We start from the raw sequence: 14,636 nt of genomic DNA, 5'->3' as shown, positions 1-14,636 counted from the left end.
GTTCCTCAATATGCAGCAGCCACTTTTATCCATCCGTGACCTGATGGTTTCATTCGGCAGCACGCATGCTGTCAATGGTATTTCGCTGGACATAATGCCCGGTGAGATCGTCGGTATTGTCGGAGAATCCGGTTCAGGAAAATCAGTAACAGCACTCTCTTTGATGCGGCTGTTGCAGCATCCCGGCCGGATAACCGGAGGCAGTCTGCAATATCATCTGTCAGGCAGTAAAATGCCCGTAACGGATATTGCCCGTTTATCTGAAAATGAATTGCGTTCGTGGCGTGGCAACGAGATTGCCATGATCTTTCAGGAACCAATGACATCCCTGAATCCGCTGCATACCTGTGGGCATCAGGTGATGGAAGCACTCTTACTCCATAAAAGAGGGATGAACAGGGAGGCAGCCAGACTGCAAACCCTGGCATTGTTCAAACAGGTACGTCTGCCAGATCCGGAACTGATAATGGACAGGTATCCGCATCAACTTTCCGGCGGACAGAAACAAAGGGTCATGATTGCCATGGCTATCAGTTGTCAGCCCCGTTTGCTCATTGCTGACGAACCCACCACTGCATTAGATGTTACTGTACAAAAGACGATTCTTGAGCTGCTGAAAGATCTGCAGAAGCAGACGGGCATGAGTGTGATCTTTATTACCCATGACCTCGGGGTGATTGCAGAGATAGCGGACAGGGTAGCGGTCATGTATAAGGGCCGGATTGTCGAGGAAGGAAGCGTAGCACAACTGTTCACCCATCCGCAGCATCCTTATACAAAGGGATTGCTGGCTTGTCGTCCGCCATTGGACAAACGGCTGTTTCGTTTGCCGGTTACCCGCGATTTCATGGAAATAGACCCGCAGGGGGAGATCGTGGAGAAAGCGCAGGAGGTGAAGGCATTTGTGCATAGTCTGGAGGTGCCGCAGGAGCTGATTGCCGGCAGGGAAGCGCTGTTGATGCAGCGGCCGCCTTTACTGGAAGTAAAAGATCTGCATACATGGTTTCCCGCCAGAAAGAACATTTTTGGCAAGGTCCTTTCCTGGACGAAGGCTGTTAATGGCGTTAGTTTCGATATCAGGGAAGGGGAAACAATGGGACTTGTAGGGGAATCCGGATGTGGAAAAACTACGCTGGGAAGGACTTTGTTAAGACTGGCGGAGCCAACATCCGGCAGTATCTTTTACAAGGGGAAGGATATTACTGCATTACCTGCGGGAGACCTGAGGGACCTGCGGAAGGATATTCAGATCATTTTTCAGGATCCTTATTCTTCGTTGAACCCGCGAATGACGATTGGCCGTGCAATTGAAGAGCCGATGAAAGTACATGGGTTATATGGTACGGAGCAGGGGAGAAGAGAGCGGGTGAGGGAGCTGCTGGCGAAGGTGAATCTGTTGCCGGAGCATTACAATCGTTATCCACATGAGTTTTCCGGCGGACAAAGGCAGCGTATTGTCATTGCACGGGCGTTGGCGCTGGATCCGTCGTTTATTATCTGTGATGAATCTGTTGCAGCACTGGATGTGAGTATTCAGGCACAGGTTTTGAATCTGTTGATGCAGCTGAGGGAGGAGTTTGGATTTACCAGTATATTTATTTCCCATGATCTGTCGGTGGTACGTTTTATCAGTGACCGGATGATGGTGATGAACCGGGGGCAGATTGAGGAAGCGGGACCGGCCGCTGAAGTGTATGAGCAGCCTAAAAGTGAGTATACCAGACAGCTAATTAATTCTATACCGAAAAATATTTATGTGTAACTTAGTGTTCGATAATGTATAGATAATCTCTTTTGATAGAGTCCATAATAATCAATACTTTTGCAGCCTTAAAATTCATTCATACCGTAATATGAAACTATCACAGTTTAGATTCGATCTTCCTTTAAATCTGATTGCGCAGCACCCTTCCAAGACTAGAGATGAAGCACGTTTGATGGTGGTAAACCGTGCCACCGGCAAAATTGAGCACAAGGTGTTCCGTGATATCATCAACTACTTCAATGATAAGGATGTAATGGTGGTGAACAACACCAAGGTATTCCCTGCCCGTTTATACGGCCGTAAGGAGAAGACTGGTGCAAAGATTGAAGTATTCCTGCTCCGTGAGCTGAACAAGCAGAACCGCTTGTGGGATGTAATCGTAGATCCTGCCCGTAAGATCAGGGTGGGTAACAAATTATACTTTGGCGATGATGAATCGCTGGTAGCAGAAGTGATTGATAACACTACTTCCCGTGGTCGTACGATCCGCTTCCTGTTTGAGGGTGATGACAATGAATTTAAGCAGGTACTGGACACCCTGGGTGAGACACCGCTGCCTAAATACATTAAGCGTAAGCCTGAAGAAGAGGATAAAGAGCGTTATCAGACAGTTTACGCGAAACATGAAGGCGCCGTTGCAGCTCCGACTGCTGGTCTGCACTTCAGCCGTGAACTGATCAAACGCCTCGAGATCAAGGGTGTTAAATTCGCAGAAGTTACCCTGCACACCGGTTTAGGCACATTCCGTCCTATCGAGGTAGAAGATCTGAGCAAACACAAGATGGATGCTGAGTACTTCAACATTGACGAGTATGCCGTGAAAGTGGTGAACAAGGCGAAAGAAGAGAACCGTAAGGTTTGTGCGATCGGTACTACTACCGTGAGAGCGGTGGAGTCTTCCGTGACTGCACAGAACCTGCTGAAAGCAGCAGAAGGATGGACAAATACCTTTATCCACCCTCCTTATGATTTTGCAATTCCAAACGCTCTGGTTACTAACTTCCACCTGCCTAAAACGAGCCTCCTGATCATGGTATGCGCTTTTGCAGGTTATGATCTGGTGATGGAAGCATATCAGCAGGCTATTAAGGAGAAATACCGTTTCTTCAGCTATGGTGATGCAATGCTGATCATCTGATAAGCAGAAAAAAAACTATTCGAAAAGGTCCTGTTCCGTATTATGCGGGACAGGACTATTTATGTAAGGCCATATGGAACAGCGTAAAAAGATAGCGATCATTGTAGCCGGCGGATCAGGCACACGTATGGGGAGTGCCGTGCCCAAGCAATTTCTGGAACTTTCAGGTAAGCCTGTATTATGGCATACGGTGAATGCATTTGCCAGTGCATTCCCTGATATACATATTGTGCTGGTATTACCGGAAGCGCATTTTGATTACGTAAAACCATGGCTGCATGATTTTAATACAGGCGCTGCCGTTACATTGGTGAAAGGAGGGGAGACCCGCTTTCATTCTGTAAAGAATGGCCTGCATGAAGTGAAGACCCCGGCTGTTGTGTTTGTACACGACGGTGTTCGTCCGCTGATCAGCACAGCGCTGATCCGTTCCTGTTATGAGGCGGCCCTTGAAAAGGGGAGTGCCATTCCGGTGATCGATATGAAAGATAGTATCAGGCAGTTGGAAGGAGAGGGGAACAAGGCGGTGGACCGTGAACAGTTTAAGATTATACAAACCCCGCAAACATTCTTATCAGAGTGGCTTTTGCCTGCCTTTTCATTACCCTATGATCCATTGTTTACGGATGAGGCAACCGTTGTAGAGCGGCAGGGGCACCGTGTACATCTGGTACCGGGAGAGGAAGCCAATATAAAAATAACGCGCCCGCTGGATCTGACCATTGCGAGCGCGCTATTGAAAGAAAGAAATTAAGCTGAATATTTTTACTGAGCGGTGTCTGGTGACAGGCTCTTTTGGATTTTTGCCAGTATCTGGTGAGCAACTTCCATTGCCTGCAGGCCATCAATGGCATTCACCGGTACCGGTTTATTGTGCAGGATGCTATCGCGGAACAGTTCGAGTTCCATGCGGATGGCATTGGTCTGCTTGATTTCCGGGTTATCGATAGCGATGGTTTTCTTACCTGAATTCGTATCGATATCCAGTGTGAATAAACCTTCGTCTTCCGGTGTTTTCAATTTGATGATCTCTGTCTTTTTATCCAGAAAGTCGATGCCGATGTAGGCGTCTTTCTGGAACAGCCTCATTTTACGCATCTTTTTCAGGGAGATACGGCTGGAGGTCAGGTTAGCCACGCAGCCGTTATGGAATTCGATACGTACGTTGGCAATATCAGGAGTATCGCTCATTACGGCTACGCCGCTGGCGGATATTCTGTTGATAGTAGATTGTACAATGCTCAGTACGATGTCGATATCGTGTATCATCAGGTCAAGGATCACGCTTACATCGGTACCACGCGGATTGAATTCTGCGAGGCGGTGTACTTCGATGAACATTGGTTTCAGCGTGTGACCTTTCAGTGCAAGGAATGCAGGATTGAAACGTTCCACGTGACCTACCTGGAATTTAATATTGGCTTCTTCCACCAGTTTCACCAGTGTTTTGGCCTCATCCATGGTATTGGTCATTGGCTTTTCCACGAAAATGTGTTTTCCGTTACGGATAGCCTGTTCACAGATTTTAAAGTGATGGGTGGTTGGTGCGATGATATCAATTGCGTCGGATGCCTGGATCAGTTCTTCTGCAGAATCGAATCGTGGAATCTTGTATTGAGCTACGCTTTCGGCGTTGGCATTGCTGGGATCGAAAAAACCAACTATTTCTACGTCTTTCATTGCGGCCCATTGGGAGAGATGTATCTTCCCCAGGTGCCCCACTCCGAAGATGCCTATCTTGAGCATGTTACTATTTGATAATAAAATAATTGCGAATGTAAGGAAAAAGGGGGTATTAAATCCAAATGTTATATAATGAACCCATCTTCTACCATACTGCAATAGCCGGCTTCGGAGACAATGATGTGGTCGAGTACGCTGATGTCAAGCAGGCGTCCTGCTGCTTTGAGTTTTTCGGTGATCTGAATATCAGCGGTACTGGGGCGGAGGTTGCCGGAGGGGTGATTGTGGCAAAGGATGATCTGGGTAGCGCCCAGTTCGAGTGCCTCCCGGAAAATGACTTTAGGATCGACGATGGTGCCGGTAATACCTCCGATGCTGATACAGCGGTGCTGCAATACCCGGGAGGCGTGATTGAGATAAAGCACATGAAAGGATTCAAGGAGGGCGTCTCCGAGCAAGGGTTTAAAATACAAGGCAGCATCCCGGCCTTGCCGGATCGTTCTTTTCTGGTGCATATAGCCTGCCTGACGGCGGCGGGCCAGTTCCATGGCGGCGATAATTTTGGTGGCTTTGGCGGTGCCGATACCCTGTATCTTTTTCAGCTGTTCCAGTGTGAGCTTGCCCATTTCTCCCAGATTATTGGAGGCAGAACGTAGTACTTCCTGCGCAAGCGTAAGGGCGGATTTTTGTTTATAGCCATCATTCAACAGTATGGCAAGTAACTCTGCATCGCTTAATGCATGTGTTCCTTTGTTGATCAGTTTTTCGCGAGGCTGGTCATCTTCTGGCCAGTTTTTGATGGCAACATGTGCACTTACCGGATTAACTGTTCCTTCCATTTTGCTAAAAATATTAGCAAATATATCCCTTCCCACTCAGTTTTTTTATCTTCTCTCAATTTATTTTAAATTAGTCTTCTTTTTATAAGATTCTAAGGGAATGCGCGTGTAAGGGACTGTGAATAAGTGTGTTATCTGATTCGCAAAAAAGCCGGGCATTTGCGGTATTGCGGATTGCCTAAAAAAATACAGAATACGTACTCCAAAAAGCATAGTTTTGCAACCTCTTTAATATTCCATGCAACCATCAGTAAAAATTTTCACAGGGAACAGTAACACGGCTCTTGCAGAAAAAATTGCAAAGCGTTACGGTAATGGTCTGGGTAAACTGACCATACAGAAATTCAGCGATGGCGAGTTCCAGCCGATCTACATGGAAAGTATCCGTGGTGATTATGTTTTCCTGATACAGAGCACCAACGCTCCATCTGACAATCTGATGGAACTGTTGATGATGATAGATGCCGCTAAAAGGGCATCTGCAGGTTACATCACTGCTGTAATTCCATATTTTGGTTTCGCGAGACAGGACAGGAAGGACAAGCCAAGGGTAGCCATAGCGTCTAAGCTGGTGGCTAATCTGTTGACTTCTGCAGGTGCTAATCGGGTGATAACCATGGATTTACACGCTCCGCAGATCCAGGGCTTCTTTGATATTCCGGTAGATCATCTTGATAGTTCCGCAATATTCATCCCGTATATCGAGAATTTGAAGCTGGAAAACCTTACCTTTGCGTCCCCTGACGTAGGTAGCACCAATAGGGTAAGGGAAGTTGCGTCCTATTTCAATGCTGAAATGGTGATTTGTGACAAACACCGTAAACGTGCAAATGAGATTGCCTCCATGGTGGTGATCGGTGATGTAAAGGACAGGGACATCGTATTGATCGATGATATCTGCGATACGGCAGGTACACTGACCAAAGCGGCCAACCTGCTGAAAGAGAAGGGGGCAAGAAGTGTAAGAGCTTTCTGTACGCATCCGGTGTTAAGTGGTAAAGCGTTCGACAATATCACTAATTCTGTACTGGAAGAACTGGTGATCTGTGATACCATTCCGCTGAAACAGCAGAGCCCGAAGATCAAAGTGATCAGTGTGGCCGACCTCTTCGCAGTAGCGATCCGGAACATGCACGAAAACAGGTCTATTACAAACCTGTTCGTTCATAGCCACCGCAGGGTCTAGTTAATGAGCATTATTTATAACAACATAAATGTTTAATCAATGAAAACGATAACAATCGAAGGACAACTCAGGAGCGAGTTTGGCAAAAAAGCCACCCGCCAGGCACGTTCTGAGGGCCAAGTGCCTTGTGTTATTTACGGGGGTGCAGAAACCGTAAGTTTTTCAGCTCCGGCAGTATCTTTCAAAAATCTGATCTACACGCCTGATTTTCAGTTGGCTGAAATCAAATTAGGTAGCAAAGTGTACAGATGTGTACTGAAAGACAAACAATTTGACACTGTAACAGACGAACTGTCTCACATCGACTTCCTGGAACTGGTAGAAGATAAACCAGTAGCAGTTACTCTGCCAATCAGAATTGTTGGTCAGTCAGAAGGTGTTAAAGCCGGTGGTAAGCTGGTAGTTAAAATCAAAGCGCTGAAAGTAAAGGCTCTGCCTAAATATCTGCGTGAGAACATCGAAGTTAGCATCGACAACCTGGAACTGAACGGTAATATCCGTGTAGAAGACGTTGTTGCTGAAAACATCGAAATCCTGAACTCTCCACGTATTCCTATCGCGTCAGTAGTAATGACCCGTCAGTTACGTCAGGAAGAAGCAGCTGAAGGTAAAAAGAAATAATTCTTTCAGAATATTTTGCAAAAAGTCCCGTTCCGGCTCGTCCGGGATGGGACTTTTTCTATTTTTGCCCTGCATTACATTTTGCTTCGTATAAATAGAGGCTTTGTATGCTACAGACGTATAGCAATTAAAATAGTAATCCGATGAAGTACCTGATAGTAGGATTAGGGAATATAGGGACCGAATACGAACAGACGCGCCATAATATTGGCTTTGATATAGCGGATGCTTTTGTTAAAAAGCATGGAGGCTCATTCAGGGAAGATCGCCTGGCAGATGTAGCCGAAATAAAATGGAAAGGCCGCATTTTTGTGGTGATAAAGCCCACTACATATATGAACCTTAGTGGGAAGGCGGTAAAGTATTGGATGGATAAGGAAAAAGTGCCACTGGAAAATATACTGGTATTAGTAGATGATCTGGCATTACCATTGGAAGTAATTCGTCTGCGTCCCGGAGGCAGCGATGCGGGACAGAATGGTCTGAAAAGTATTCAGGAACTGCTGGGTACCAATCAGTATCCGCGTTTACGCTTCGGTATAGGTAATAACTATCCACGTGGACGACAGGTGGAGTTTGTACTGGGTAAATGGACAAATGACGAATGGCCGGTGGTAATGGGCAAGCTGGGGAAATGTGTGGAATTGATCGAGAGTTATGCTTCCATCGGATTGCCTCGTACGATGAATGTCTACAACACCCTGAGCTACCCTTATGATAAATAAATGTCGAAAAACTGATATGATCCGTTCATTTAACCTTAAAACCAAGAAACACCTGTCATGAAAATTATTTGTGTTGGAAGAAATTATGCTGATCATGCAAAGGAACTGAAAAATGAGGTGCCAACCGAACCAGTGATTTTCATGAAGCCTAAGAATGCATTGTTACAGAATAATCACCCGTTTTACTATCCGGAGTTCACAGACAATCTGCATTATGAATGCGAACTGGTACTCCGTATCAGTAAGAATGGTAAACATATACAGGAGAAATTCGCCGATAAATATTACGACCAGATAGGTATCGGTATTGATTTCACTGCCCGTGACCTGCAGGAGAAACAAAAACAGAAAGGATTACCATGGGAGATTGCCAAAGCATTTGACAATTCAGCCGTAGTGGGACAGTTTATGCCGATTACTCCTGAACTGGACAAAAAGGATATTAATTTCTGTCTGTATAAAAACAAGCAGATCGTACAACAGGGCAATACCAAGGACCTGCTGTTTTCATTTGATTTTCTGGTGTCTTACATTTCCCGGTATTTCACTTTGAACATCGGGGATCTGGTATTCACCGGTACGCCGGCAGGTGTTGGTCCGGTAGAAATAGGCGATTCACTGGAAGCGTTCATTGAGAATGATAGTATGCTGGAGTTTATGATCAAATAGGCTCTTTTACCGATATGCAGGCGCTTAACGTAAAACTGTCCACAGTTTGTGTTAAGCGCTTTTTTATGCCCTGTAATCAGCTATAAAGCACATAGATTCCCCTTCGCAGTGATGCGATGCAGCAAAACCAGGTACCCGGAAGAAACAGATGAGAAAAACGTTAAGCTGGCAGATCGTTTACGTTAATCAGCCGCTTCAGAGGCGGCATCTCATAGTCAGGAACGAGTGGTAAGGGTCAGTGATCAGGGTATATTTTGATAGATCGCGTCCAATATTCTGGTCAGTTCAGTATAATCATGTTCTGTTAATCCCGACCATCCCGTCTTACGCATATCCAATACCAGCGGACGAACATCCTTGTATTTATCGGAGCCTTTGGGTGTCAGCTGGAGGTATACCTTCCTGCGATCCTGCGGGGATCCTTCCCGGACTACCAGTTCTTTTTTTACCAATAATTCGATGATACGGGACACGGTCGTGATATCCTTAGAGGTCAGTCTGGCAAGCTCATTGTGTGTGATCTTCTTGTGCTTGTACAGGTTTTCGATCAGGAGCCACTGGTCTACGGTAATGTCTTTTTTATTGGCATCGAAGGTCTTCTGCCAGTAATTACGTATCCGTTTGAGGGTGGCATCCAGCTTAAAAAAAGACGGATTGCTTACAAAAGTATCAGTCATAATCATTAATTTGCAGTAGCAATAGTTGCATTAGCAACTAATTTTAGTTAAACATCCAAAACAATCCTTACGTGTTTAAAGATAGTACAAGTGTACCAACTTTTAAAGCTGCTGTTCCCGGTAAGGAGCGGTCTTCCGGCAAACAGGTGACACTATTGAAAGCATACCGCTTCATGCAGCAGGCGGCCCATATGGCGGCTACCTATGAGGCGAACCGCAATATCTGCAAATATGTACATTCCACGTCCCGCGGACACGAGGCTATTCAGATTGCTACGGGCATGCAATTGCAGCCATGGGATTATGCCAGTCCTTATTACCGTGATGACAGCATGTTACTGGCTATGGGCTTTACTCCCTATGATCTGATGTTGCAGCTGCTGGCAAAAAGGGACGATCCGGCATCTGCGGGCCGTTCTTATTACTCACATCCCAGCAGTCTGGATCCGGATAAGCCCATCATTCCACATCAGAGTAGTGCAACGGGTATGCAGGTCATTCCGGCAACGGGTATGGCACAGGGGATCCGCTATCTGGAAAAAAGCCATTCACCGCTTTTAAAGACTGGTCCGAAAGGAGAGTTGCCAGTTGTGCTTTGTTCACTGGGGGACGGTAGTGTTACCGAAGGAGAAGTCAGCGAGGCATGGCAAAGTGCCATACTGTGGGAGTTGCCGGTTATATACCTCGTACAGGACAATGAATGGGGTATTTCGGCCAGTTCGGAAGAAACCCGTGTCATGGATGCATATGAATATGCGGCCGGCTTTAAAGGCATGGAACGCATGCGTGTGGATGGTAGCAATTTCGAAGAATGTTACCATGCAATAGGTGCTGCCATCAGTTATGTAAGACAGGAACGTAAACCCATGCTGGTACACGCCTGCGTACCTTTACTGGGACACCATACTTCCGGTGTGCGTAAAGAATGGTATCGTACAGACGAAGACCTGGCTTTGCACACAGAAAAAGATCCTTTACCATTACTGCGCCAGCGATTGCTGGAGATAGGAGTGGAGGAGAAAGACATTTTGGCGATAGAGTCAGACACCCCCAAATATATCAGTCTTGAATTTGACAGGGCAACTGAGGCTTTTGAGCCAACCGCTGATACTGTAGCAGATCACGTTTTTGCCCCGGCAGCAGTTACCCTTGAAAAAGGAGACAGATTGCCCGCCAACGGCAGCAAAGTAATGATGGTGGATGCCGCACTGCACGCGGTAGAGGAAATTTTACAACAATATCCTGAAGCCATATTTTTCGGTCAGGATGTAGGTCGCCGGCTCGGTGGCGTATTCCGCGAAGCGGCCACACTGGCTGAGAAATTCGGTGATAACAGGGTATACAACACCGCCATTCAGGAAGCCTATATCGTTGGTTCGACCGCCGGCCTTTCCGCTGTAGGTGTCAAGCCTATAGTCGAGATCCAGTTTGCTGACTATCTGTACCCTGGTTTCAATCAGCTGGTAACAGAAATCTCCAAATCCTGTTACCTGAGCAATGGCAAGTTCCCCGTGCAGACACTCGTACGTGTACCTATCGGTGCCTACGGTGGTGGTGGACCTTACCATTCCGGTAGCGTGGAATCCACGTTACTGACCATCAAAGGTATCAAAGTCGTATATCCGTCAAATGCAGCTGATATGAAAGGATTGATGAAGGCAGCCTTCCTCGATCCTAATCCGGTGGTTATGCTGGAACATAAAGGTCTTTACTGGAGTAAAGTCCCCGGTACACAAGGCGCCATCACCGTCGAGCCGGATGCAGACTACGTCATTCCACTGGGTAAAGGAAGAGTCGTACAACAAGCACATCCCCGTGATGTTAAAAAAGGCGACACCATCTGTATCATTACCTATGGTATGGGCGTATACTGGGCACAGGCAGCTGCTACCCGCTTCCCCGGACAGGTAGAAATCATCGACCTGCGTTCACTCTTCCCATTAGATGAAGAATTGGTGTACAGCACGGTGAAAAAACATGGAAAATGCCTGATCCTGACAGAAGAACAACTTAACAATTCTTTTGCGCAGGCATTGGCCGGACGAGTGCAACGCGTTTGTTTTAAATCACTGGACGCACCGGTGTTTACGCTGGGAGCCCTTGATCTGCCTGCTATTCCGATCAATACCATCCTTGAAAATGCGACCTTACCGAATCCTGAAAAGGTAGCGGCTGCGGTGAAGGAATTATTGTCTTATTAAATATTATAAAGTTTTCTTTGGTTTTTTGAAATTGTCCATTATCTTTGCACTCCCGTTTTGAGATAAGACAACGGAAAAATGGCGAGGTAGCTCAGGCGGTTAGAGCGCAGGATTCATAACCCTGAGGTCAAGGGTTCAACTCCCTTTCTCGCTACAAGGACTAAAAAAAGGCTTTCTATATGAAAGCCTTTTTTGTTTATATTGGCTTATACTTTTGTTAACATGAGTAATATCTTCATTACTTCTATAAATATTGGCGAGGTCCTTAATGTAAAGCAGCTCCGGATCTCTCTCTCCACTGATGAGCGAAAACATCTAATTATAACAGGACGAAATGGAAGTGGTAAAACCTCGTTATTACTTGCATTGAAGGCATTTATTAAGACACACTTAGTAAATGCAAGTCTTGTTGTAGGTGTACCAGTAGTCAATATGGAAGAAAATTCAGATAGATTTCCTGTAAAAGGTCTTGAACTTAAATTGAACAGCAGGCAAGCTGAAATAATTAATGAGATCAGAGCTGGAAAATTTATCGTTGCATTTTTTGATTCTAAGAGAGAATCGTCTTTTAACAAACCCACTGGAATAAGCAAGGTTGAATTTAAACCAAGGTATTCACTTGACGATAAAATTGCCAGAGAGTTTATTCAATATATAGTCAATTTAAAAGCAGATCGATCTTTTGCGAAAGACGAAAATGAAGACGCTGTTGTAGCAGAAGTAGATAGTTGGTTTTCCAGATTTGAAAAAAGTCTGGCTGAGTTATTTGGTAATCCCGAAATCAAATTATCCTTCGATAGGAAGAACTATAACTTTAATTTGTTAGAGCCAGGAAAGAGCCCGTACAACTTAAATGAGCTGTCGGATGGTTATTCCGCTATTCTTAGTATTATAACTGAATTAATTTTAAGGATGGATAGCATAGATGCCAAAAGTTATGATGTCGAAGGCATTGTGTTGATTGACGAAGTAGAAACTCATCTTCATATTGAATTGCAGAAAAAGATATTACCTTTTTTGACTTCTTTCTTCCCAAAAATACAATTCATTGTAACTACACATTCTCCTTTTGTTTTAAGCTCTATAGAGAATGCTGTTATTTGTGATCTTGAAAAGAAAATTGTCACTGATGATTTGTCAGGTTATTCTTATGATACATTAATTGAAAGTTATTTTGAAGCAGACAAATATTCCACTGTTTTAAAGAACAAAATCCAGGAATATGAGCGATTGATGGCTAAGGAATCATTGCAGGATAGTGAGAAACTTAAATTGGAAGAATTAAAAAGGTATATTGAAGATGTCCCCAAATTCTTAGCCGATGAATTAGCAGTAAAGATTCAGCAAATTCAGTTAAAAAAGCTTAACAATAAGAAGAATCAATGATTTTCGCCGCTAAGTCCCAGCCTGCACCACCTTGTCTGGCACAGGAGAAAGTAAAAGCCTCTGGAACATATAGATGTGATGATGTTCTTCATGCTATTAAAAAGGATTTCTATAACAAATGTTATATCTGTGAACAACGTGAGCCTACGACCATCAATGTAGAGCACTTCATTCCTCACAAAGGCGATCGCGATTTGGAATTTGATTGGAATAATCTATTTTATGCCTGTGCACATTGTAATAATATTAAATTGGCACAGGTGCAGTTCGATAATGTCCTCAATGTGACTAATAGATTACATGAGGTAGATAGAAAAATAAAATATCAGATTAAACCATATCCGAAGGAAAAAGCAACGTTTGAGGCTATCGATGATACCGAGTCTGTGAGAAACACGATCGCTCTTTTAAACGCTGTCTACAATGGTACTACGACATTAAAGACAATAGAAGCGGGAAATCTTCGGAGTCTTTTGCTTAAGGAAATAAGAGCTTTTAATGATCTGTTGTTTAGGTTTTATGATGAAACTTATACGGAAGAAGAAAGAGAAGTTATAAAGAATGATATAATAAGGCATTTGCGTTCCTCGTCTGCTTTTACTGCATTTAAAAGATGGATAATCCTGGATCTTGAGAATATCAGGCCAGATTTTGAGCAATATTGTGAATAGTCATTGACTATATTGTTTTAATCTAATTGAGACGTTTAAGTTTGTATATAAAAAAAGAGGCAGTATTGATACTGCCTCTTTTTTATATACAAAATTTTTTCACAGTGAAGGGTTATTTCAATACGCTTTTAAGCTCTACAACATCGAAGTTATCATTGCTTTCTAAAAAATGTTTTAGTATTGGGACATGTCCTTGCCCAAAAATTAAGATAACATATTTGTCAGAGGGTTCAACCTGATTTATAATATTTGAATAAATAGCAAGATTTCTTAAATACCAATCTGATACAGCTTCTGCTCCTATATAATTTTTACCTCCTCCAATCTTTGCCATAAATTTCATATAAAGAGATAAATTTCTTTTTAATTGTTCGGGTTTGTTGATGTATTTTAAAACGTCGGTTATTGTGCCTTTTTCAGTTTATCATTGAAATCATTGAGCATGGCATTTGCCTGGGTCCCTAGGTCTTTTAGCAAATCAAGCTGATTATTTTCTTTTGCGGTCGCTGCCATTAAGCCATCATGGGTCATTCCATAAAATTTGTCTATACAGTTTACATGATTTAAGTTTAATTTTTTAGCTAGCCTAAACCCAATTTGTTCTCTTTCTGAAACTGTTATTTATAATGATCTGCTAAATATGAATTGTACAAACTGTCGTTGGAATGTTGATTTTCAAATGGCCGTTCAATCATTACTTTAGTAGCTTTTGTTTGAGATAGAACATTCGTTAAATCTTCTAATTCACCCTGTCGCTTTGCACTAAGAAAATCGTCTACTTTTAATTCGAATTCATCTGTATGTGGGGTTTCAAAATGGATAGTTCCGATCAATAAAATTTTTGTTTTCTGCGTTTGTCCAAATGCTGTAAGCCCAAAAGTTAAAGCACAAAGGAGTGTTAAAATTTTCATATATATTATGCTGGTTTGGTTGTTGCTTTTTGTGTCTGATGTATGAGAAGCTACTACTGATTAACTGTGTGGCAAGGTTATACAACTGTTTATTTTAAATTTATGAATATAGGTCGTCCTGAGAGATAAGCACGATTTTCTATATATGCTATTATCCCAACTTT

At 43.7% G+C, this 14,636-nt stretch carries 14 protein-coding genes, 1 tRNA gene and 1 pseudogene; 11 read left to right on the top strand and 5 right to left on the bottom strand.

Going from position 1 to position 14,636, the window contains the following annotated elements; all coding sequences use genetic code 11:
- Window positions 1-10 precede the first annotated feature (10 nt).
- The 3 genes from FEF09_RS14685 to FEF09_RS14675 all read left to right on the top strand — a co-directional run bounded on the left by FEF09_RS14685 (window position 11) and on the right by FEF09_RS14675 (window position 3,657).
- Entirely contained in the window at window positions 11-1,762 is a 1,752-nt protein-coding gene (locus FEF09_RS14685) for an ABC transporter ATP-binding protein (protein WP_146305819.1), read from the top strand.
- 91 nt (window positions 1,763-1,853) lie between these two features.
- A complete protein-coding gene (gene queA / locus FEF09_RS14680) occupies window positions 1,854-2,903 on the top strand; it encodes a tRNA preQ1(34) S-adenosylmethionine ribosyltransferase-isomerase QueA (protein WP_012789202.1) in 1,050 nt (349 codons plus the stop codon).
- Window positions 2,904-2,976: 73 nt separating this feature from the next.
- Complete coding sequence (locus tag FEF09_RS14675) at window positions 2,977-3,657, top strand: 2-C-methyl-D-erythritol 4-phosphate cytidylyltransferase (RefSeq protein WP_146305818.1); 681 nt, start codon at window positions 2,977-2,979, stop codon at window positions 3,655-3,657.
- A gap of 11 nt (window positions 3,658-3,668) precedes the next feature.
- Here the strand turns inward: FEF09_RS14675 and FEF09_RS14670 are convergent, their stop codons facing one another.
- Window positions 3,669-4,649 carry a Gfo/Idh/MocA family protein gene (locus tag FEF09_RS14670; RefSeq protein WP_146305817.1) on the bottom strand — a complete coding sequence of 327 codons (981 nt, stop codon included), beginning with the start codon at window positions 4,647-4,649 and terminating at the stop codon, window positions 3,669-3,671.
- 62 nt (window positions 4,650-4,711) lie between these two features.
- A complete protein-coding gene (gene radC, locus FEF09_RS14665; protein ID WP_146305816.1) occupies window positions 4,712-5,425 on the bottom strand; it encodes a RadC family protein in 714 nt (237 codons plus the stop codon).
- Between the two features lie 238 nt (window positions 5,426-5,663).
- Here radC and FEF09_RS14660 point away from each other — a divergent pair, with 238 nt between their 5' ends.
- From FEF09_RS14660 to FEF09_RS14645, 4 genes are all read left to right on the top strand, one after another.
- Window positions 5,664-6,611, top strand: coding sequence for a ribose-phosphate pyrophosphokinase (locus tag FEF09_RS14660; protein ID WP_012789206.1), 948 nt, complete (start codon window positions 5,664-5,666; stop codon window positions 6,609-6,611).
- Window positions 6,612-6,650: 39 nt separating this feature from the next.
- Complete coding sequence (locus tag FEF09_RS14655; RefSeq protein ID WP_012789207.1) at window positions 6,651-7,232, top strand: 50S ribosomal protein L25; 582 nt, start codon at window positions 6,651-6,653, stop codon at window positions 7,230-7,232.
- A 143-nt stretch (window positions 7,233-7,375) separates the two neighbouring features.
- Window positions 7,376-7,957, top strand: coding sequence for an aminoacyl-tRNA hydrolase (pth, locus tag FEF09_RS14650; RefSeq protein ID WP_146305815.1), 582 nt, complete (start codon window positions 7,376-7,378; stop codon window positions 7,955-7,957).
- Between the two features lie 57 nt (window positions 7,958-8,014).
- Window positions 8,015-8,626, top strand: coding sequence for a fumarylacetoacetate hydrolase family protein (locus tag FEF09_RS14645; protein WP_146305814.1), 612 nt, complete (start codon window positions 8,015-8,017; stop codon window positions 8,624-8,626).
- A gap of 242 nt (window positions 8,627-8,868) precedes the next feature.
- On the opposite strand, the gene FEF09_RS14640 is transcribed toward FEF09_RS14645, so the two are convergent.
- Window positions 8,869-9,303: a MarR family winged helix-turn-helix transcriptional regulator gene (locus tag FEF09_RS14640; protein WP_186774348.1), complete on the bottom strand. Its 435-nt coding sequence runs from the start codon at window positions 9,301-9,303 to the stop codon at window positions 8,869-8,871.
- Between the two features lie 71 nt (window positions 9,304-9,374).
- Here FEF09_RS14640 and FEF09_RS14635 point away from each other — a divergent pair, with 71 nt between their 5' ends.
- From FEF09_RS14635 to FEF09_RS14620, 4 genes are all read left to right on the top strand, one after another.
- Window positions 9,375-11,504 (top strand): thiamine pyrophosphate-dependent enzyme, encoded by a 2,130-nt coding sequence (locus tag FEF09_RS14635; RefSeq protein ID WP_261387499.1) that lies wholly within the window; start codon window positions 9,375-9,377, stop codon window positions 11,502-11,504.
- Window positions 11,505-11,584: 80 nt separating this feature from the next.
- Window positions 11,585-11,658, top strand: a tRNA-Met gene (locus FEF09_RS14630).
- A gap of 68 nt (window positions 11,659-11,726) precedes the next feature.
- Entirely contained in the window at window positions 11,727-12,890 is a 1,164-nt protein-coding gene (locus FEF09_RS14625) for an AAA family ATPase (protein WP_146305812.1), read from the top strand.
- Window positions 12,887-13,561, top strand: coding sequence for an HNH endonuclease (locus FEF09_RS14620; protein WP_146305811.1), 675 nt, complete (start codon window positions 12,887-12,889; stop codon window positions 13,559-13,561). The genes FEF09_RS14625 and FEF09_RS14620 overlap by 4 nt, the downstream gene beginning before the upstream one ends.
- A 112-nt stretch (window positions 13,562-13,673) precedes the next feature.
- Here the strand turns inward: FEF09_RS14620 and FEF09_RS33030 are convergent.
- Together FEF09_RS33030 and FEF09_RS14610 are read right to left on the bottom strand one after the other, a co-directional pair.
- Window positions 13,674-14,158, bottom strand: a pseudogene (locus FEF09_RS33030) (DUF5694 domain-containing protein).
- Window positions 14,159-14,178: 20 nt separating this feature from the next.
- Entirely contained in the window at window positions 14,179-14,472 is a 294-nt protein-coding gene (locus tag FEF09_RS14610; protein ID WP_146305809.1) for a hypothetical protein, read from the bottom strand.
- Between the last annotated feature and the right edge of the window lie 164 nt (window positions 14,473-14,636).

The sequence above is a fragment of the Chitinophaga pinensis genome, from assembly GCF_007896845.1.
Lineage (GTDB): Bacteria > Bacteroidota > Bacteroidia > Chitinophagales > Chitinophagaceae > Chitinophaga > Chitinophaga pinensis_C.
The sequence above is the reverse complement of the archived record's forward strand: the minus strand, read 5'-3'. Positions and strand labels throughout refer to the sequence as shown.

Excerpts from the sequence above, each read along its gene's own strand:
- FEF09_RS14685 (WP_146305819.1), top strand. The coding sequence starts at position 11 with ATGCAGCAGCCACTTTTATCCATCCGTGACCTGATGGTTTCATTCGGC.
- queA (WP_012789202.1), top strand. The coding sequence starts at position 1,854 with ATGAAACTATCACAGTTTAGATTCGATCTTCCTTTAAATCTGATTGCG.
- FEF09_RS14675 (WP_146305818.1), top strand. The coding sequence starts at position 2,977 with ATGGAACAGCGTAAAAAGATAGCGATCATTGTAGCCGGCGGATCAGGC.
- FEF09_RS14670 (WP_146305817.1), bottom strand. The coding sequence starts at position 4,649 with ATGCTCAAGATAGGCATCTTCGGAGTGGGGCACCTGGGGAAGATACAT.
- radC (WP_146305816.1), bottom strand. The coding sequence starts at position 5,425 with ATGGAAGGAACAGTTAATCCGGTAAGTGCACATGTTGCCATCAAAAAC.
- FEF09_RS14660 (WP_012789206.1), top strand. The coding sequence starts at position 5,664 with ATGCAACCATCAGTAAAAATTTTCACAGGGAACAGTAACACGGCTCTT.
- FEF09_RS14655 (WP_012789207.1), top strand. The coding sequence starts at position 6,651 with ATGAAAACGATAACAATCGAAGGACAACTCAGGAGCGAGTTTGGCAAA.
- pth (WP_146305815.1), top strand. The coding sequence starts at position 7,376 with ATGAAGTACCTGATAGTAGGATTAGGGAATATAGGGACCGAATACGAA.
- FEF09_RS14645 (WP_146305814.1), top strand. The coding sequence starts at position 8,015 with ATGAAAATTATTTGTGTTGGAAGAAATTATGCTGATCATGCAAAGGAA.
- FEF09_RS14640 (WP_186774348.1), bottom strand. The coding sequence starts at position 9,303 with ATGACTGATACTTTTGTAAGCAATCCGTCTTTTTTTAAGCTGGATGCC.
- FEF09_RS14625 (WP_146305812.1), top strand. The coding sequence starts at position 11,727 with ATGAGTAATATCTTCATTACTTCTATAAATATTGGCGAGGTCCTTAAT.
- FEF09_RS14620 (WP_146305811.1), top strand. The coding sequence starts at position 12,887 with ATGATTTTCGCCGCTAAGTCCCAGCCTGCACCACCTTGTCTGGCACAG.
- FEF09_RS14610 (WP_146305809.1), bottom strand. The coding sequence starts at position 14,472 with ATGAAAATTTTAACACTCCTTTGTGCTTTAACTTTTGGGCTTACAGCA.